Source organism: Cellulomonas xylanilytica (assembly GCF_007989805.1).
Classification (GTDB): Bacteria; Actinomycetota; Actinomycetes; order Actinomycetales; family Cellulomonadaceae; genus Cellulomonas; species Cellulomonas xylanilytica.
On sequence record NZ_BJUB01000011.1, the window covers coordinates 99,364 to 116,130 of the forward strand.

General features: G+C 73.3%; 20 protein-coding genes. 12 read left to right on the forward strand and 8 right to left on the reverse strand.

The features are described from left to right. Nucleotides 1-35: 35 nt before the first annotated feature. The 4 genes from rnhA (at nucleotide 36) to CXY01_RS16680 (ending at nucleotide 2,818) form a co-directional block, all read left to right on the forward strand. A complete protein-coding gene (gene rnhA / locus CXY01_RS16665; protein ID WP_146929704.1) occupies nucleotides 36-464 on the forward strand; it encodes a ribonuclease HI in 429 nt (142 codons plus the stop codon). Nucleotides 465-482: 18 nt separating this feature from the next. Beyond that, nucleotides 483-1,358 (forward strand): oxygenase MpaB family protein, encoded by an 876-nt coding sequence (locus tag CXY01_RS16670; protein WP_146929453.1) that lies wholly within the window; start codon nucleotides 483-485, stop codon nucleotides 1,356-1,358. Next, nucleotides 1,355-2,089: a glutamine amidotransferase gene (locus CXY01_RS16675; RefSeq protein WP_146929456.1), complete on the forward strand. Its 735-nt coding sequence runs from the start codon at nucleotides 1,355-1,357 to the stop codon at nucleotides 2,087-2,089. Before CXY01_RS16670 ends, CXY01_RS16675 begins: the two co-directional genes overlap by 4 nt. 117 nt (nucleotides 2,090-2,206) lie before the next feature. After that, nucleotides 2,207-2,818 carry an AMIN-like domain-containing (lipo)protein gene (locus CXY01_RS16680; RefSeq protein WP_246125450.1) on the forward strand — a complete coding sequence of 204 codons (612 nt, stop codon included), beginning with the start codon at nucleotides 2,207-2,209 and terminating at the stop codon, nucleotides 2,816-2,818. Nucleotides 2,819-2,820: 2 nt separating this feature from the next. On the opposite strand, the gene CXY01_RS16685 is transcribed toward CXY01_RS16680, so the two are convergent. Then, nucleotides 2,821-3,687 carry a 3-methyladenine DNA glycosylase gene (locus CXY01_RS16685; RefSeq protein WP_146929462.1) on the reverse strand — a complete coding sequence of 289 codons (867 nt, stop codon included), beginning with the start codon at nucleotides 3,685-3,687 and terminating at the stop codon, nucleotides 2,821-2,823. 35 nt (nucleotides 3,688-3,722) lie between these two features. On the opposite strand from CXY01_RS16685, the gene CXY01_RS16690 reads away from it, so the two are divergent. The 3 genes from CXY01_RS16690 to CXY01_RS20920 all read left to right on the forward strand — a co-directional run bounded on the left by CXY01_RS16690 (nucleotide 3,723) and on the right by CXY01_RS20920 (nucleotide 6,128). Next, nucleotides 3,723-4,109 (forward strand): DUF1304 domain-containing protein, encoded by a 387-nt coding sequence (locus CXY01_RS16690; RefSeq protein WP_146929465.1) that lies wholly within the window; start codon nucleotides 3,723-3,725, stop codon nucleotides 4,107-4,109. Between the two features lie 74 nt (nucleotides 4,110-4,183). Continuing rightward, nucleotides 4,184-4,738: an RNA polymerase sigma factor gene (locus tag CXY01_RS16695; protein ID WP_146929468.1), complete on the forward strand. Its 555-nt coding sequence runs from the start codon at nucleotides 4,184-4,186 to the stop codon at nucleotides 4,736-4,738. After that, complete coding sequence (locus CXY01_RS20920) at nucleotides 4,728-6,128, forward strand: hypothetical protein (RefSeq protein WP_186813438.1); 1,401 nt, start codon at nucleotides 4,728-4,730, stop codon at nucleotides 6,126-6,128. Before CXY01_RS16695 ends, CXY01_RS20920 begins: the two co-directional genes overlap by 11 nt. On the opposite strand, the gene CXY01_RS16705 is transcribed toward CXY01_RS20920, so the two are convergent. Beyond that, nucleotides 6,113-7,177: a heparan-alpha-glucosaminide N-acetyltransferase domain-containing protein gene (locus CXY01_RS16705; RefSeq protein WP_146929471.1), complete on the reverse strand. Its 1,065-nt coding sequence runs from the start codon at nucleotides 7,175-7,177 to the stop codon at nucleotides 6,113-6,115. The genes CXY01_RS20920 and CXY01_RS16705 overlap by 16 nt on opposite strands. A 101-nt stretch (nucleotides 7,178-7,278) precedes the next feature. Here CXY01_RS16705 and CXY01_RS16710 point away from each other — a divergent pair, with 101 nt between their 5' ends. The 5 genes from CXY01_RS16710 to CXY01_RS16730 all read left to right on the forward strand — a co-directional run bounded on the left by CXY01_RS16710 (nucleotide 7,279) and on the right by CXY01_RS16730 (nucleotide 11,663). After that, nucleotides 7,279-8,100, forward strand: a complete 822-nt coding sequence (locus CXY01_RS16710; protein ID WP_146929474.1) for a methyltransferase domain-containing protein — start codon at nucleotides 7,279-7,281, stop codon at nucleotides 8,098-8,100. Between the two features lie 15 nt (nucleotides 8,101-8,115). Then, nucleotides 8,116-8,901, forward strand: a complete 786-nt coding sequence (locus CXY01_RS16715) for a fumarylacetoacetate hydrolase family protein (RefSeq protein WP_146929477.1) — start codon at nucleotides 8,116-8,118, stop codon at nucleotides 8,899-8,901. 45 nt (nucleotides 8,902-8,946) lie between these two features. Next, complete coding sequence (gene gltX / locus CXY01_RS16720; protein ID WP_146929481.1) at nucleotides 8,947-10,449, forward strand: glutamate--tRNA ligase; 1,503 nt, start codon at nucleotides 8,947-8,949, stop codon at nucleotides 10,447-10,449. Then, nucleotides 10,449-11,192: an HAD family hydrolase gene (locus CXY01_RS16725; RefSeq protein WP_146929484.1), complete on the forward strand. Its 744-nt coding sequence runs from the start codon at nucleotides 10,449-10,451 to the stop codon at nucleotides 11,190-11,192. Before gltX ends, CXY01_RS16725 begins: the two co-directional genes overlap by 1 nt. Nucleotides 11,193-11,255: 63 nt before the next feature. Then, nucleotides 11,256-11,663, forward strand: coding sequence for an HNH endonuclease (locus CXY01_RS16730; RefSeq protein WP_146929487.1), 408 nt, complete (start codon nucleotides 11,256-11,258; stop codon nucleotides 11,661-11,663). Nucleotides 11,664-11,666: 3 nt separating this feature from the next. On the opposite strand, the gene CXY01_RS16735 is transcribed toward CXY01_RS16730, so the two are convergent. The 6 genes from CXY01_RS16735 to CXY01_RS16760 are packed head-to-tail and all read right to left on the reverse strand — an operon-like array spanning nucleotide 11,667 to nucleotide 16,721. Then, a complete protein-coding gene (locus CXY01_RS16735) occupies nucleotides 11,667-12,407 on the reverse strand; it encodes a class I SAM-dependent methyltransferase (RefSeq protein WP_146929490.1) in 741 nt (246 codons plus the stop codon). A gap of 5 nt (nucleotides 12,408-12,412) precedes the next feature. Continuing rightward, nucleotides 12,413-13,216 (reverse strand): histidinol-phosphatase, encoded by an 804-nt coding sequence (gene hisN / locus CXY01_RS16740; RefSeq protein WP_146929493.1) that lies wholly within the window; start codon nucleotides 13,214-13,216, stop codon nucleotides 12,413-12,415. Nucleotides 13,217-13,247: 31 nt separating this feature from the next. Next, nucleotides 13,248-14,324: a ribosome small subunit-dependent GTPase A gene (gene rsgA / locus CXY01_RS16745; RefSeq protein WP_146929495.1), complete on the reverse strand. Its 1,077-nt coding sequence runs from the start codon at nucleotides 14,322-14,324 to the stop codon at nucleotides 13,248-13,250. Next, nucleotides 14,324-15,607, reverse strand: a complete 1,284-nt coding sequence (aroA, locus tag CXY01_RS16750; RefSeq protein WP_146929499.1) for a 3-phosphoshikimate 1-carboxyvinyltransferase — start codon at nucleotides 15,605-15,607, stop codon at nucleotides 14,324-14,326. Before aroA ends, rsgA begins: the two co-directional genes overlap by 1 nt. A gap of 44 nt (nucleotides 15,608-15,651) precedes the next feature. After that, nucleotides 15,652-16,164, reverse strand: coding sequence for a DoxX family protein (locus tag CXY01_RS16755; RefSeq protein ID WP_146929501.1), 513 nt, complete (start codon nucleotides 16,162-16,164; stop codon nucleotides 15,652-15,654). An 11-nt stretch (nucleotides 16,165-16,175) separates the two neighbouring features. Beyond that, nucleotides 16,176-16,721: a ferritin gene (locus tag CXY01_RS16760; protein WP_146929504.1), complete on the reverse strand. Its 546-nt coding sequence runs from the start codon at nucleotides 16,719-16,721 to the stop codon at nucleotides 16,176-16,178. Between the last annotated feature and the right edge of the window lie 46 nt (nucleotides 16,722-16,767).

Genomic DNA, 16,767 nt, shown 5'->3' on the forward strand with positions numbered 1-16,767 from the left:
GGGTGTGGGCCGTGAGCGAGCGACCGACCGTGGAGATGTGGACCGACGGGGCCTGCAAGGGCAACCCGGGCGTCGGCGGCTGGGGCGCCTGGATGCGGTACGGCACGCACGAGCGCGAGCTGTTCGGCGGCGAGATCCTCACCACCAACAACCGCATGGAGCTCACCGCGGTGATCGAGGGCCTGCGCGCGCTGACCAAGCCGTGCGACGTGGTCCTGCACGTGGACTCCACCTACGTGATGAACGGCGTGACCAAGTGGGTCGCCGGCTGGAAGCGCAACGGCTGGCGCACCGGGGACAAGAAGCCCGTGAAGAACCAGGAGCTGTGGGAGGCCCTCGACGCCGAGGTCGCCCGGCACACGGTCCGGTGGGTGTGGGTCAAGGGGCACGCGGGGGACCCGGGCAACGAGCGGGCCGACCAGCTGGCCAACCGCGGCGTCGAGCAGGTGCGGGCCCGGGCCTGAGGGCCGCAGGATGAGCAGGTGAACCCTGTCTCGTCGCTGCGCCAGCGCGCCGGCACCTCCCTGTTCCTGCGCGTCGCCGGTCCCGACGGCCTCGCCAGCCGCGAACGGATCCACGGGACGCCCGGCCCGCGATGGTTCCCGCCGGGGTCGGCGATCCGGACGGTGCACGGCGACGCGTCGATGTTCGTCGGCGGCATGCGCGCCCTGCTCCTGCAGTCCCTGCACCCGGCGGCGATGGCGGCGGTCGCCGCGCACTCGGGCTACCGCGGCGACCCGTGGGGGAGGCTGGCCCGGACCAGCACGTTCCTCGCCACGACGACGTTCGCCACGATCGACGACGCCACGGCCGTCATCGACCGGGTGCGCTGGGTGCACGACCGCATCCGCGGCGTGACCCCGGAGGGGATCGAGTACGCCGCGAGCGACCCGGCGCTGCTGCGCTGGGTGCACGTCGCCGAGGTGGACAGCTTCCTGCGCGCGCACCGCGTCTACGGGCAGCAGCCCCTGGACGCCGACGGGGCCGACGAGTACGTCGCCCAGGCGGCCCGCGTGGCCGTCGCGCTCGGGGCGGAGCGGGTGCCCGAGTCGACCGCGGAGCTGGCCAAGGCGCTGGAGGAGTTCCGGCCCGTGCTCGGCCCGTCGGCGGCCGCACGCGACGCGGCCGACTTCCTCCTGCACGAGCCGCCCGTGCCGTCCTCGCTGCGGCCCGGCTACGCGCTGCTCGCCAAGGCCGCCGTCGCGTCGATGCCCGCGTGGACGTTCGGGATGCTGGGACTGGAGCGACCCGGACCGGTCGGGCTGAGCGCAGCGCGGGCCGCCGGCGCCGTGGCCACCCGGTCCATCCGCTGGATGCTCGGACCGGACGACGCCAGCCGGGTCGCGGGCGTCGGATGAGCCGGTTCCTCCTGCTCGGCTCGCGCGCGCAGGACATCGCCGCCGACGGGGAGTACGCGGCGTTCCTGCGGTTCGCGGGCCTGCGGCCCGAGCAGCTGGACCGGGTGCGCATGGAGCAGGGGTCGTTCCTGCCCGTCGTGCTGGACGACTACGACGGGGTCATCGTCGGCGGGAGCCCGTACGACGCCAGCACCCCGCAGGACGCCAAGTCCCCGGACCAGCGTCGGGTCGAGGCCGAGATGTCGGCGCTCCTCGACGAGATCGTCGAGCGCGACTTCCCGTTCCTGGGCGCCTGCTACGGAGTCGGCACGCTGGGGGTGCACCAGGGCGCGGTCATCGACCGCACGTACGCCGAGCCCATCAGCGCGGTGACCATCACGCTCACGGAGGCGGGGCGGCGGGACCCGCTGCTCGCGTCGCTGCCGGACTCGTTCGACGCGTTCGTCGGGCACAAGGAGGCGTGCCGCGTGCTGCCGCCCGACGCGGTGCTGCTGGCGTCGTCGCCGACGTGCCCCGTGCAGATGTTCCGTGTGCGCGAGAACCTCTACGCCACCCAGTTCCACCCGGAGCTCGACCTGGCGGGCATCGTCACGCGCATCGGCGTGTACCGCGACTACGGGTACTTCCAGCCCAGGGAGCACGACGAGGTGGTGGCGGGCGTGCGCGGAGCCGACGTCTGGGCCCCGGCGCGGATCCTCGAGGCGTTCGTGCGCCGGTACGGCCGGGACTGAGCCCTCGCCGAGGTCCCGCGCGCGGTGCGGGTCGCGGCCTAGGGTCGGAGGATGGAGCGACGAGAAGCAGGCCGGAGGGGTGCGCGCACACGTCGGGGTCGTCGGTGCGCCGTGTCGATGACGGGCGTGCTCGTCGCCGGGGTGCTCGTCTCGTGCAGTCCCGGGGAGGGCGAGGTCGAGCCGTCGGCACCGGCCACGTCGACCACGTCGAGCGAGCCGACGCCGACGGGCACCACGCTCCCCACCCCGACCTCGACCCCAGCACCGTCCGCGACCGAGGTCGAGGAGCCCGTGCCGTTCCCCGCGACCACGGCGGACGACACCGCCGAGCCGTCTGCGGACGCCGCGCTGCTGGTCACCGGTGTCCGGACCGGTGTGCACGACGGCTTCGACCGCGTGGTGTTCGACCTCGACGGTCCGGGGACCCCCGGGTGGCGGGTGACCTCCGTGGACGTGGCGACCGACGACCCGAGCGACCGCGTCCTCGACATCGCCGGCGACGGCACGCTGCAGGTCACCATCATCGGGACCGCGATGCCGACGCGCACCCAAGGGATCGGTCCGGTGCTCACCCCGGACGCGCCGGCTCTGCGCGAGGTGAGCTACCGCGGCTGGTTCGAGGGGCAGGACCTGGCGTTCGTCGGCGTCGACTCACCCGGGCACCCGTTCCGGGTGTTCGCCCTGACGGACCCGACCCGGCTCGTCATCGACGTCCGTCACGACACCTGACGTCAGCGGAGCAGGGCCTCGCAGACGGCGACCAGCCGCGCCCGCAGCGCGTTGCCGCGCTCGGCGAAGCCCCGCTGCCGTGCGACGTACTCGGCCTTGCCCTCGGGCGTCTCGATCGCGACCGGGTCCAGGCCGTAGGTGGTCACGTCGTACGGGGACGCCTGCATGTCCAGCGTCCGGATGTCGCGCGCGAGCTCGAAGCAGTCGAGGAGCAGGTCACCCGGCACGGCGGGGCCCAGCTTCGTCGCCCACTTGTAGACGTCCATCCCCGCGTGCAGGCACCCGGGCTGCTCCATCGCCGTCATGGACGCGCGCGTCGGCCGCAGCGTGTTGAGCTCGACGGCGTCGGGGGTGAAGAAGCGGTAGGCGTCGAAGTGCGTGCATCGGATCCGGTGCGACTCGACGACGGCGTCGGTGCCTGCCGGACCGAGCCGCAGCGGCAGCGGGTGCCGGTGCTCGTCGGTCTCCCGGTAGACCATCGCCCACTCGTGCAGGCCGAAGCAGCCGGTCAGGGCCGGGCGGCCGAGGGTCGCCGTCAGCAGCCCGTGGACGAACCGCACGGCGTCGCCCCGGTCGGCGACGAAGGCCTCGACGTCGAGCGCGACGACGTCCGCCTCGACCCGGTACCAGCGCCAGCCCTCGTGCGGCGCCGGCCCCTCCAGCGCGACCCCGACGCCCGGGTGCCAGCGCCGCAGCACCGCCGGCGTGACCGGGTAGTACTCGAACAGGAAGTCCTCGATCGCGTGCTTCTGCTGGCGGGACCGGCGCTCGCGGCGACCGGCCGTGAAGGCGTCGGCCCGCTCCGCGTGCGCGGCCGCCAGCGACGGCCACGTCGACGCGTCGAGCGCGGGGGGAGCGGTCACGGGCATGTCACCAGGGTAAGTCGGGCTGACAGACTGTCCGCGTGGTCATCCTCGCGTCGGTCTTCGCCGTCCTCGCCGCCCTGCTGCACGTCCTCTTCTTCGTGTACGAGTCGGTGGTGTTCGACCGCCCCGAGGTGCACGCACGGTTCCGGACGCGCACGGAGGACGTCCCGGCGGTCCGGCCCTGGGCCTACAACCAGGGCTTCTACAACCTGTTCCTCGCCATCGGCGCGCTGGTCGGGGCCGCGCTCGCGCTCGCGGGCCAGGAGACGGTCGGTCTCGCGCTGGTCCTGCTGGCGTGCGGCTCCATGTTCGCGGCCGCCCTCGTGCTCGTCGCGACGAACCGCGCCATGGTCCGCGCGGCGGCGACGCAGGGCACCTTCCCGCTGCTCGCCGTGGTCTTCTCGGTGGTCGCGCTCGTCGCGTAGCCGCCTCAACCCCAACCCCGTGCGCGTCGACAGGCGTTATGGGTGTGACGGGTGTCGGAGCGAGGGGGCGTGTGATGGGCAGACGGTGGGAGGACCTGCTGGAGCAGGTGGCGCGTGAGCGCTATCAGCGCCTGGTCGCGCACGCGACGTTGGTGTCGGCGTCTCCCTCGGACGCTCAGGATCTGGTGCAGGAGTCGTTGATCGCTGCGTTCTCCGGCCGGGCGCGGTTCGGGTCGGTGGAGCAGGCCGAGGCGTACGTGCGCCGGGCGATCGCGTCGCGGGCCATCGATGCGGGTCGTCGCAAGACGCGTGAGGCGCGGTTGCTGGCCCGGGCCGGTGCGCAGGTGCCGGGCGCGGTGCTGCACGAGGACCGGTTGCCCGGCGCGGACGTCGTCCGGGCTCTCGCGGCGCTGAGCCCGCGGGAGCGGGCGTGCGTGGTGCTGCGGCAGATGGAGGACCTGTCGGTGATGGAGACGGCGTCGGCGCTGGGGCTGTCCGAGGGGGCGGTCAAGCGGTACACGTCGGACGGCCTGGCGCGGTTGAACGCGGCGCTGGGCAGCACGAGCGATGCCGGTGAGCGGGTCGCGGTACGGACTGTCGACGCGACGGAGGTGCGCCGTGAGCGCTGAGCTGGACGGCCTGCTGGCGCGGGCGTCGAACGAGATCGAGGCTGCGGCTCCGTCTTTGGACGGTGGGCGGCTGGGTGTGGTGCGGGCGGCGGCTCGTCGTCGCCGGATCGCGCGGCACGCCGCGGAGTCCTTCGCGGGTGTCGGGGCGGTCGGGGTGCTGGGCGTGGGTCTGTGGTTCGGGCTGGGCCAGGCCACCCCCGACGAGGTGGTCCCGGTCGAGACCCCGACGGTCACCCCGAGCCCGTCCGACACACCGACCCCGACGCCGACACCGTCGTCGACGCCGACCTCGACGCCGACCGGACCGCCCACACGCGCGGAGTCGATCGACGACGCCGTCGTGATCGAGCGGCTCGCCGCGCCCCGGACGGGCGAGCAGTGGCACAGCCCGGAGCGGACGCCCGAGATGGACGCCGTCCTGGAGCAGTCGGAGTGGAGCACGTCGGTGACCTACCGGGTCGGTACCCGCGCGGACTCCGTGATCTACATCTCCGTGGGGGATGGCAATGCTCCCTGGGCGAACCAGGAGGTCAGCGCGCTGTTCGAGGTGGACGCGGCCGGACCTCGCCTGATCGCGTGCCCGAGTGCCCGGACCGGCGACCCGTGCGCGGGCAGTGCCGCCGAGCCGACGGTCGTGCGGGACGAGGAGACGTTCTACGACAGCCTCACCATGCCGCAGTCGATCGATCTGGACGGTTACGTGGTCACGACGACGCACGCCCGCGCCTCGGAGTTCGCGTCCGTCTATGGCGACGCACAAGCGCTGAGCGAGCAGCCGAGCAGCACCCGTACCCTGCGGCAGCTCGGTGCGCTGGCCGTCGTGGAGCGCACCGCGCCGGCCGAGATCGCGGACCTCACGAACATCGAGTTCGGCGTCATGACGCCCTTCGGATCCTTCTTCGCACTGACGCAGGAGGACCTGCCGGCGGGCGAGTTCGAGGCTATCCAGTGGGACGACGGCATCCGTCGGGTCGCGTCTGACGGGCCTGACGGCGATGACTACACCGCCTTCACTCGTGGCCCCGGGGCGCCCAGCTGTGTGTCGTGGCACTTCAGTCGCGCGAGCAGCCACGTCCCCGCGCAGTGGCGAGCGGCGGGGACCACACCGGGCGGCCACCGGGTGTACGTGCCGGCCGCGGGCGGCAGCTCACTCTCCCAGGCCGTGCGGGCGTGGCACGAGGAGAACTCGTGGACGGTCTCCGAGCTCGGCAGCGAGGACCCGGCGGCGGACGAGTACGGCACGCTGCACGGCGCGGCAGCCGGCTACACGTACCCGACCGATCAGGCGTTCCTCGAGGCGAACGCACTGTTCGCCGTCCAGGGACCTGCTGGCGAGTGGATGCTCGGCATGCGTTCCGACGCCTCGAACGTCGTCTACGAGTGCGCCTGACCGCTGCGCTCCGTCTCGGTGCGCGGAGGTGACGGCGGGAGGTCGTCGGGCGCGATGTCGGCTGCCCTCGTCGACACCCGGTGCAGCACCCACTCGAACGGCCCGCGACCGATGGCGACCACCCAGAGCCAGCACAGGACGATGGTCGTCACGATGAACGCGAGCCACACCTCGAGGGTCGCCTGATAGACGACGCCCTGCCCGAGCAGGGCGATCACCGCGATGTGCACGGTGTAGGCGGTCAGCGCGAGCGAGCCCACGGCCGCCACCGGTGCGACGAGGCTGGGCCACCGGTCGCCGACCACCAGGCAGGCGGAGATGACCAGCAGCGCGACGCCGACGTTGCCGACGACCTCGAACGTGGTCGACGAGTGCGGCTCTGCGGTCGCCAGCGCGGCGGGCCAGCCGAGCACGTGCAGCGCGACCCACGAGCCGCCGTGCCCGAGGACGACCAGCCCGACGCCGGCGAGGGCGCCGAGGCCGCGCAGTCGGGGGGAGCGCAGGTCGCTGCGGCCGATGGCGAGCCCGACCAGCAGGTACGCGCTCCAGACGATCGCCGGGTAGTAGTGGCCCACGGTGATCTCGGTGAGGACGGTCGGACGTGCGTCCTCGAGGGCGGCGGCGATCCCCTGGCCCAGCGGGGGACCGGCGACGGCGACGACCGCGGCGGCGGTGAGCAGGGCGGGCCGGGACCACCGCAGCACGAGGCAGCCCAGCGCGAAGAGCAGCCCGTACGTCGGCAGGATCACCACGACCGGCGTCGCCAGGACCACGAGGAGCTGACCGAGGGCGAACAGCAGCAGCGCGCGGACCAGGATGCGCACCCGCGCCTGCACGAGCCGGGTTCCCGTCACGGGGTGCGAGCTGCCCGACAGCAGCGCGAGCGACAGGCCGGCCAGGACGACGAACAACGCGGCCGGCCGGCCGTCCGCGAGCTGCGCGAAGCCGCCGGGCGGGACGGGTCCGTGGTCGTCGGGCCCGACGTGCGCGGTCATCATCCCCAGCACGGCGAGGCCCCGGGCGACGTCGATCCCCACGATGCGGCGCATGGTCGGATGCTAGCGAGCCGGAGGAACCGCGCAATCTCGCATGTCGAAACGGTTCGTCCCGTTTGTTGAACTGCAGGGCTCATCGATGATTACAGTTCGATGTGAACTCCCCGACGCACCCCGATGTGTACACCCACGGACACCACGAGTCCGTGCTTCGCTCGCACCGCTGGCGCACGGCGGAGAACTCCGCGGCCTACCTCCTTCCGGCCCTCGTGCCCGGTACGCGGCTGCTCGACGTGGGCTGCGGTCCGGGCTCGGTCACCATCGACCTCGCGGCGCGCCTCGAGCCGGGCGAGGTCGTCGGCGTCGACACGTCTGCCGCCGTCGTGGAGATCGCGCAGAAGGCCGCCGCCGACGCCGGCGCGGACAACGTGACGTTCCAGGTGGCCGACGCCTACGAGCTGCCGTTCCCCGACGACGCGTTCGACGTCGTGCACGCCCACCAGGTGCTCCAGCACCTCACCGACCCCATCGCCGCCTTGCGCGAGATGCGCCGGGTCACCCGGCCGGGCGGGGTCGTCGCGCTGCGCGACGCCGACTACTCGGGCATGACGTGGTACCCGCAGTCGGGCGGTCTGGACGAGTGGCTGGCGCTGTACCACGAGGTCACGCAGGCCAACGGCGCCGACGCGAACGCCGGTCGCAAGCTGCTGTCGTGGGTGCGGGAGGCCGGTTTCGACCCGGAGGGCATCGTGCCGAGCGCCGGCGTCTGGTGCTACGCGACGCCCGAGGACCGCACCTGGTGGGCGGGCCTGTGGGCCGACCGCTCGGTCGCCTCGAACTTCGCCGCGCAGGCGATCGCGCACGGGCTCGCCGACGAGGTCGGGCTCGAGCTGCTGGCCGACGCGTGGCGCGAGTGGGGCAAGCAGCCCGACGGCTGGTTCGCGGTGCTGCACGGCGAGGTGCTGGCGCGCGCCTGAACTAGGCTGGCGACCGTGCGCATCGCGAGGTTCACCACCGGGGGAGACCCCCGCTACGCCCTGGTCGACGGAGCTCCGGGTTCGGAGGAGCTGGTGGTCATCACCGGCGACCCGCTCTACACCCCCGTGCAGCCGACGGGCGAGCAGATCCGGCTCGACGACGACAGCGTCCGCCTGCTGGCGCCGGTCATCCCGCGGTCCAAGATCATCGGCGTCGGCCGCAACTACGCCGACCACGCCGCCGAGATGGGCAACGAGCTCCCGCCCGCGCCGCTGCTGTTCCTCAAGCCGAACACCTCCGTGATCGGCCCGGACGACCCGATCGTCCTGCCGGACTGGACCGAGCATGTGGAGCACGAGGCCGAGCTGGCCATCGTGATCGGCAAGGTCACCAAGGACGTCCCCCCGGACCGCGCCCTCGACTACGTGTTCGGGTACACCGTCGCCAACGACGTCACCGCCCGCGACGCCCAGCGCGCCGACGCCCAGTGGACCCGCGCCAAGGGCTTCGACGGCTCGTGCCCGGTCGGCCCGTGGATCGTCCCCGGCCTCGACGTCGACGACCTGTACGTCCGCGCCCGGGTCAACGGCGACACGAAGCAGGACGGTCGCACGTCGCAGATGATCTTCGACTCGGCGTACCTGGTGTCCTACGTCTCCGAGGTCTTCACGCTCCTGCCCGGTGACCTCATCCTCACGGGCACCCCGGCGGGCGTCAGCCCGATCGTGGACCGGGACGTGGTCGAGGTCGAGGTCGAGGAGATCGGCGTGCTGCGCAACCCGGTGCTCCGCCGCCACTAGGCACCCTGCGCACCCCGGTGCGGCGCCGCCACTAACCTGGAGCCCGTGACCTCCTCTGCTTCTGCTGGCTCCGCCGTGCGCGTCCGCTTCTGCCCCTCGCCCACCGGGACGCCGCACGTCGGCCTGATCCGGACCGCCCTGTTCAACTGGGCGTACGCACGCCACACAGGGGGCACGTTCGTCTTCCGCATCGAGGACACGGACGCGGCGCGCGACTCGCAGGAGTCGTACCTCCAGCTGCTCGACGCGCTGCGCTGGCTGGGCCTGGACTGGGACGAGGGCGTCGAGGTGGGCGGCCCGCACGAGCCGTACCGGCAGTCGCAGCGGATGGACCTGTACGCGGACGTGGTCCGTCGCCTGGTCGAGGGCGGGCACGCGTACGAGTCGTTCTCCACGCCCGAGGAGGTCGAGGCACGCCACAAGGCGGCCGGCCGGGACCCGAAGCTGGGCTACGACGGCGTCGACCGAAGCACCACCGACGAGCAGAAGGCGGCGTTCCGGGCCGAGGGCCGCGAGCCGGTCCTGCGGCTGCGGATGCCCGACGAGGACCTGACGTTCACGGACCTGGTGCGCGGCGAGGTGACGTTCAAGGCGGGCTCGGTGCCGGACTTCGTCATCGTGCGCGCCAACGGCCAGCCCCTGTACACGCTGGTCAACCCGGTGGACGACGCCCTCATGGGCATCACGCACGTGCTGCGCGGGGAGGACCTGCTCTCGTCGACCCCCCGGCAGATCGCGCTGTACCGGGCGCTGCTGGAGATCGGCGTCGGCTCGGGGGAGCCGGTGTTCGGGCACCTGCCGTCGGTGCTGGGCGAGGGCAGCAAGAAGCTCTCCAAGCGTGACCCGGAGTCCAACCTCTTCCTGCACCGGGACAACGGGTTCACGCCCGAGGGTCTGCTCAACTACCTGGCCTTGCTCGGCTGGTCGATCGGCCCGGACCGGGACATCTTCTCGATGGCGGAGATGACCGCCGCCTTCGACGCCGCGGACGTCAACCCCAACCCCGCGCGGTTCGACGTGAAGAAGGCCGAGGCCATCAACTCGGCCCACATCCGGCTGCTCGCGCCGGACGACTTCCGCGACCGCCTCGTCCCGTACCTGCACCGCGGCGGGCTGGTCCCCACGGACGCCTACGCCGACCTGTCGGTGGAGCACCGCGCGCTGCTCGACGCCGGGGCGCCCCTGATCCAGGAGCGCATCACGCTGCTCGGTGAGGCGGTCGGCATGCTCGGCTTCCTGTTCGTCGCGGACGACTCGCTCGAGATCGCCGACGACGCGCGCGGTGCCCTGCGGGACGAGGCCGGGTCCGTCCTCGATGCCGCGACCGCCGCACTGGCAGGTCTCGACGACTTCACCACCGCCACGACGCAGGAGGCCCTGCAGGCCGCGCTCGTCGACGGTCTCGGCATCAAGCCGCGGTTCGCGTTCACCCCGCTGCGGGTCGCGCTGAGCGGCCGCCGCATCTCCCCGCCGCTGTTCGAGTCGATGGAGATCCTGGGCAAGGAGTCGACGCTGGCGCGGATCGCCTCCCTGCGCGCGTCGCTGTGATGCGCGTCGAGGGAGTCCTGTTCGACATCGACGACACGCTCGTCGACACCCGCGGGGCGTTCGGCCACGCGCTGGCCGACGTGGCCCGTCGGTACCTGCCGGACCTCCCGCCCGAGCGGTACCCCGAGCTGGTCACGGTGTGGCGGGCGGACGTGAACGGTCACTACGAGGCGTACACGCGCGGCGAGGTCGGATACGTCGAGCAGCGCTGGTCACGCGCCAACGAGCTGCACGAGCAGTTCGGGGCGCCCGCCCTGGACGAGGACGGCTTCGCCCTGTGGGACGAGGGGTTCCAGGTGGCGTTCGCCGCGGGCTGGACGGCGCACCCGGAGGTGGACGTCGTCGTCGACAAGCTCCTCGCGGCCGGTCTCGTGGTGGGCGCGCTGTCCAACGCGGACGTGGCGTTCCAGACGCAGAAGCTCCAGCGCGTGTCCCTGCTGGACCGGGTGCCCATGCTGGTGGGCGTCGACACCCTCGGGTTCGGCAAGCCCGACCCGCGGGTGTTCGCCGAGGCGTGCCGCCGGCTGGGCACAGCTCCGGAGCGCACCGCGTACGTGGGGGACGAGCTCCACGTCGACGCCGTCGCCGCCCGCGCCGCCGGCCTGCTCGGCATCTGGGTCGACCGTCCCGGAGGCCGCCGCCACGAGATCCCCGATGCCACCATCGCCGCCGCGCGCGCGAACGGCGTCCTCGTCATCGACACGCTGGACGCCCTGCCGGAGGCGCTGAGCGTCGACGACTGACGTTCTGCACCCGACGACGGCCGACCGGCTGCCTCCGGGGCGGGGCCGACATACCGTCGACGGGTGAGCCCGCACGAGCAGCGCCAGACCTCGCGCTCGGAGCGGCTGCGCCTCGCCGTCGAGAGGGACGGGGCCCGCTGCGTGTGGTGCGGCCGCGCGTTCGGGCCCCTCGTGCCGCCGACGCGCGAGCACCTGGTTCCGCGCGTCAAGGGCGGTCCCTCGTGGCTGGAGAACGAGGTGCCCGCCTGCCGGCGGTGCAACGCGGAACGCGGGCACCGAGGTGTCGTGGAGTGGCTCGAGGAGTGCGAGCGTCGCGGCTGGCGCCCCGACGAGGTGGCGATCACCCGGTCGCTCGACGCGCTCCTGGAGGCGATCACCGAGCGCGGCGGTCAGCGCCGAGCGCGTGCCTACGTGGCGGCGCAGCAGCGCAGGGTGCGCCGACGGGCCTCCCGCCCGGCGCGTGACGCCTGAGCGTCAGCGCAGCCGCGCGCGGTAGCACTCCGTCCGGTAGGGCACCTCGGTCCACTCGCTGCCCCGCAGGTCCGGGTGGGTGGCGACGAGCTCGTCGATGTCGTCGAGCAGCGCGTCGCGCTCGTCGGGCGGCAGCAGGATCAGGTGGCTGCGGCTCGCGGCAAGCGTGCGCAGGTCCGCGGTGCGGAGACGCTGCGTCCAGCGGAACGTGGCGTGCTCGGGCTCGGTGAACCGGTCTCCGAGCTCGGGGTCGCGGTAGCTCGTCTCGAGGGTGTCGCCCCGGTGGACGATCTCGGTCCACCGGGCCACCCAGTCGACCTCCTGGTCGCGGACGTTCCAGATCGGGGCGACCTGGCCCCCGGGCCGCAGGACGCGCGCGATCTCGGCGGACGCCGCCGGGGGGTCGACCCAGTGCCAGGCCTGCGCGATCGTGACGGCGTCCACCGACGCGTCGGCGAGCGGCAGGTGCTCGGCCGTGCCGGGGAACGCCTCGACCTCGGGAAGGGCGGCCGTCAGCTCCGCGCGCATCCCGTCCGACGGCTCGACCGCCACGACGTGCCAGCCGAGCGCGACGAGCCGCTCGGTGAGCTTGCCGGTCCCGGCGGCGAGGTCGAGGACGTCCCGGGCCTCGCGCGGCACCGACCACCGGACCGCGTCCTCGGGATAGCTAGGCCGGGTGGCCTGGTAGACGGCCGCGGCGCGGTCGAACGAGGCAGCACGGTCGGCACGGTCGTCGGTGCTCACGGGCGTCACCCTTCGGGCAGCGGGTCCAGGTACTCCAGTGCAGCCTCGTGCAGCTTGCCGTTGGACACCAGCGCAGAGCCGCCGAACGGTCCCGGGACGCCGCGGATCGACGTGAACGTCCCGCCGGCCTCCGTGACGATCGGCACCAGGGCGGCCATGTCGTGCAGCGACAGCTCCGGCTCCGCCGACAGGTCCACGGCGCCCTCCGCGACGAGCACGTGGGACCAGAAGTCTCCGTACGCCCGGGTGCGCCACGTGCGGCGGGTCAGGTTCAGGAAGGCATCGAGCTGACCGCGCTCCTCCCAGCCCGACAGCGACGAGTACGAGAACGAGGCGTCCGCCAGGGTGTCGACCGCGGACACGTGCAGCTGGCTGGCGGCGGCGAGCGACTTGCCCGTCCACGCGCCCGAGCCCTGCGCGGCCCACCACCGCCGTCCGAGGGCGGGGGCGCTGACCACCCCGACCACGACCTGGTCGCCGTCCAGCAGCCCGATGAGCGTCGCCCACACGGGCACGCCGCGGACGAAGTTCTTGGTCCCGTCGATGGGGTCGATGATCCAGCGGCGCGGCCCGTGGCCGGTGTCGCCCATCTCCTCGCCGTGCACCGCGTCGCGCGGCCGCGCCCGGGACAGCTGGCCCCGCACGATCTCCTCGGCCGTCTTGTCGGCGTCGGACACGGGGGTCAGGTCCGGCTTGGTCTCCACCCGCAGGTCCTGCGCCTTGAACCGGGACATGGTCATCCCGTCGACCTGGTCCGCGATCACGTGGGCGAGGCGCAGGTCGTCGTCGTACCCGGGGCGCAGGCTCATGCCCGACACCGTAGTGGCTCGATCCCGCACGTCAGGGACGTGCGGGCTCCCGGTTGTCCGGTTCGCCGCTGCCGAGCCGGCTGGCCAGGAGGCGTCGGAACGACTCGATCCGGGCCGACCGTGCCGCCCGGGTGACGTCGTCGGGGGAGGCCTCGACCCACTCGTCCAGGGCGCAGTCCGGGGCGTCGTCGGCGTGCGTGCAGCCGCGCGGGCACTCCTCCGCGACCGCCGCCAGGTCCGCGAACGCGCCGAGCAGGTGCTGCGGGTCGACGTGGGCGAGCCCGAACGACCGCACGCCCGGGGTGTCGATGACCCAGGTGGGCCGGCTCGTGCCCGGCACGCGCAGCGCCACCGCGGAGCTCGACGTGTGCCGTCCGCGACCGGTCACGTCGTTGACGACGCCCACCGCGCGGTACGTGCCGGGCACCAGGGCGTTCACGAGCGTCGACTTGCCGACGCCCGAGTGCCCCACCAGCACCGACGTCTTGCCCTCGAGCGCGGCCCGGACGTCGTCGAGCCCGTGGATGATCCGTCCACCGACCGACTTCTCCGCGCTGGTGACCACCACGTCCACGCCGATCGGTGCGTACATCCCGACCAGCTCGGCGGGGTCGGCCAGGTCGGCCTTGGTCAGCGCCAGAAGCGCGTCCATGCGGGCGTCGTAGGCCGCGGCGACGCAGCGGTCGATCATCCGGGTACGCGGCTCCGGGTCGGCCAGCGCGGTGACGATCACCAGCTGGTCGGCGTTCGCGACGATGATCCGCTCGATCGGGTCGGTGTCGTCCGCGGTCCGCCGCAGCACGGTCCGCCGCTCGCCGATCCGCACGATCCGGGACAGCGAGCCCTCGTCGCCGGACGTGTCGCCGACGATGTCCACGCGGTCGCCGGGGACCACGCGGTCGCGGCCCAGCTCGCGGGCCTTCATCGCGATCGCGACGCGCTCGTCGGGCCCGTCGGGGTCGACGAGGATGGCGTAGCGACCGCGGTCCACGGCGGTGACGAGCGCGCTCTCGGCGTCGGCGTGCTCCGGACGCTGCTTGGTCCGGGGGCGCGAGCCACGGCCGGGACGGATTCGCACGTCCCGCTCGTCGTAGCGCCGGGTCGCCATCAGGCGAGCACGGCCGATCCGGCCAGCATGCCGCTCCAGAGCCCCACGAAGTCCGGCAGCGTCTTCGCGGTCGTCGCGACGTCCTGCACGTCGACACCCGGGACCCGGAGCCCGACGAGCGCGCCCGCGGTGGCCATGCGGTGGTCCTCGTAGGTGTGCCAGGTGCCGCCGGTCAGCGGTCGCGGCGTGATGACGAGCCCGTCGGAGGTCTGCTCCGCCTGCCCGCCCAGCCGCGTGATCTCGGCCGCCAGCGCGGCGAGCCGGTCGGTCTCGTGGCCGCGCAGGTGCGCGATGCCCCGCAGGCGGGTGGGGGAGTCCGCCAGGACGGCGAGCCCGGCGATGGTCGGAGCGATCTCGCCCGCAGCGTGCAGGTCCAGGTCGACCCCGTGGATCACACCCGACCCCGTGACGCTCAGCACGTCACCGTCGAGCCGGGTGGTGGCGCCCATGCGCTCCAGGATCCCGGGTAGCAGCGCCCCCGGCTGGGTCGTGCTCGTCGGCCAGCCCGGCACGCGCACCGTGCCACCGGCGACCAGGGCCGCGCACAGGAACGGCGCCGCGTTGGACAGGTCGGGCTCGACGCGGACGTCCCGGCCGGCGATCGGTCCGGGCGCCACCTGCCAGATCGCGGGCCGTGAGTCGTCGACCTCGACGCCCGCCTCGCGCAGCAGAGCGACCGTCATCTCGATGTGCGGCAGGCTCGGCAGCGTCCGCCCCGTGTGCCGCAGCGTCAGGCCGCGCTCGAACCGTGCGGCCGCGAGCAGCAGTCCGGAGACGAACTGGCTCGACGCCGACGCGTCCACGTCGACCTGGCCTCCGCGCACCGAGCCGCGGCCGTGCACCGTGAACGGGAGGTGCCCCGGCTCCCCGTGCTCCTCGACGCGCACGCCGAGCGTGCGCAGCGCCGTGAGCACAGGACCCATCGGCCGGGCGAGCGCCGAGTCGTCCCCGTCGAACCGGACCGGTCCGTCCGCGATCGCGGCGACGGCCGGCAGGAACCGCATGACGGTGCCGGCGAGACCGCAGTGGATGCTGGTCGAGCCCTGCACGGCCCCCGGCGTCACCACCCAGTCGCTGGCGTCCTCGTCGACCTGCGCACCCAGGCTGGTCAGCGCGGCGGCCATGAGACGGGTGTCGCGGGAGCGCAGCGCGCCGCGCAGGCGGCCCGGAGCGTCCGCGAGCGCGGCCAGGACCAGGTACCGGTTGGTGAGGGACTTCGATCCCGGTACGTCCACGAGCGCGTCGAGCGGGCCACCGGCGAGCGGCGCGGTCCAGAGATCCATGGCACCCAGGCTAGTCGGGGCGCCGACGGAGCCGGCCGGACGTCTCAGTCCGACGCCTTCGCCGCCGCGTGCTCGCTGCGCGCCTTCTGCACCCGCCAGCTGATCCCGGGCCGACCCTCGAGGTCGACGCCCGCGATCAGGGCGCCGCCCGTGAACGCGAGCGCGCGCACGAACCGGTCGCGACGGGCCCTGCGCAGCACGGGGTCCTCGCCCTTGACGCGCTTGAACGGCAGGTTCAGCACGATCAGCGGAGCCGTGAGGACCGCCAGCGCCAGTGCGGCCGTGCGGGGTGCCTTGCCGACGGCGAGCAGGATGCCCGCCCCGGCCAGGGCGACGCCGTGCGCCTGGACGACGGAGGTCAGCTGGCGGTCGCTCAGCTCGTAGCCGAGCGCCTCGCCGGCCGGACCCTGACGGACGTTCGCGGGGAGCCGGGAGCGGAGCGTGGTCAGCGCGCCACGGGCGTCGGCGGCGTGCACGGCGGGGTGCCGGACCACGTCGAGGCCCTCGGTGACGAACCACGAGGCGAACAGCGGACGGGCAAGGCGACGCAGCAGCACGGCAGCTCCTCCTACAGGGCGCCGCCGGCGGCGGACGGTGCGTCGGTGGACTCGCCACCGTCACCGATCTGCTCGCGGGCGACGTAGTTCTCGAGGTCGAACAGGTTGTCGCCGGCACGCGTGGCGACGGTGAGCAGGGTGGTCGCCGAGGCGACCTCTTCCACCTGCTCCTTGAGGAACCAGAGCAGGAACTGCTCGCCGAGGGCGTCCCCCTCGGCGCGGGCGGCCGCGAAGATGGCCTCGATCTGCGTGGTGACCTGCTTCTCCTGCTTCAGGGCCAGGCCGATGGGCTCGGTGACGTGGGCGAAGTCGTTGCGGACCGTGCTGCCCCCAGGGATCGCGACGGGCAGGTCCCGGTCGAGCAGGTACTGCACGATCATCAGCGCGTGGTTGCGCTCCTCGATGGCCTGCCGGTAGTAGTGCCGCGCCAGCTGGGGGAGGTCCTGCCCGTCGAACCAGACGGCGATCGCCACGTACTGCTGGTGGGCGTCGAACTCGTGGCCGATCTGCTCGCGGAGCAACCGCAGGAACGTGGACTCGTCGGCCGTGGTGGTCATGCCGCCAACCTAGTGCCGTGACCTGCCGATCGCGACGGAGGGCCGG

What these genes read in the sequence shown, in the direction of transcription:
- CXY01_RS16675 (WP_146929456.1), top strand. Translation starts at nt 1,355, where the DNA reads ATGAGCCGGTTCCTCCTGCTCGGCTCGCGCGCGCAGGACATCGCCGCC.
- CXY01_RS16705 (WP_146929471.1), bottom strand. Translation starts at nt 7,177, where the DNA reads ATGCGCCGCATCGTGGGGATCGACGTCGCCCGGGGCCTCGCCGTGCTG.
- CXY01_RS16695 (WP_146929468.1), top strand. Translation starts at nt 4,184, where the DNA reads ATGGGCAGACGGTGGGAGGACCTGCTGGAGCAGGTGGCGCGTGAGCGC.
- rsgA (WP_146929495.1), bottom strand. Translation starts at nt 14,324, where the DNA reads ATGGCGACCCGGCGCTACGACGAGCGGGACGTGCGAATCCGTCCCGGC.
- CXY01_RS16760 (WP_146929504.1), bottom strand. Translation starts at nt 16,721, where the DNA reads ATGACCACCACGGCCGACGAGTCCACGTTCCTGCGGTTGCTCCGCGAG.
- aroA (WP_146929499.1), bottom strand. Translation starts at nt 15,607, where the DNA reads ATGGATCTCTGGACCGCGCCGCTCGCCGGTGGCCCGCTCGACGCGCTC.
- rnhA (WP_146929704.1), top strand. Translation starts at nt 36, where the DNA reads ATGTGGACCGACGGGGCCTGCAAGGGCAACCCGGGCGTCGGCGGCTGG.
- CXY01_RS16725 (WP_146929484.1), top strand. Translation starts at nt 10,449, where the DNA reads ATGCGCGTCGAGGGAGTCCTGTTCGACATCGACGACACGCTCGTCGAC.
- CXY01_RS16680 (WP_246125450.1), top strand. Translation starts at nt 2,207, where the DNA reads ATGACGGGCGTGCTCGTCGCCGGGGTGCTCGTCTCGTGCAGTCCCGGG.
- CXY01_RS16685 (WP_146929462.1), bottom strand. Translation starts at nt 3,687, where the DNA reads ATGCCCGTGACCGCTCCCCCCGCGCTCGACGCGTCGACGTGGCCGTCG.
- hisN (WP_146929493.1), bottom strand. Translation starts at nt 13,216, where the DNA reads ATGAGCCTGCGCCCCGGGTACGACGACGACCTGCGCCTCGCCCACGTG.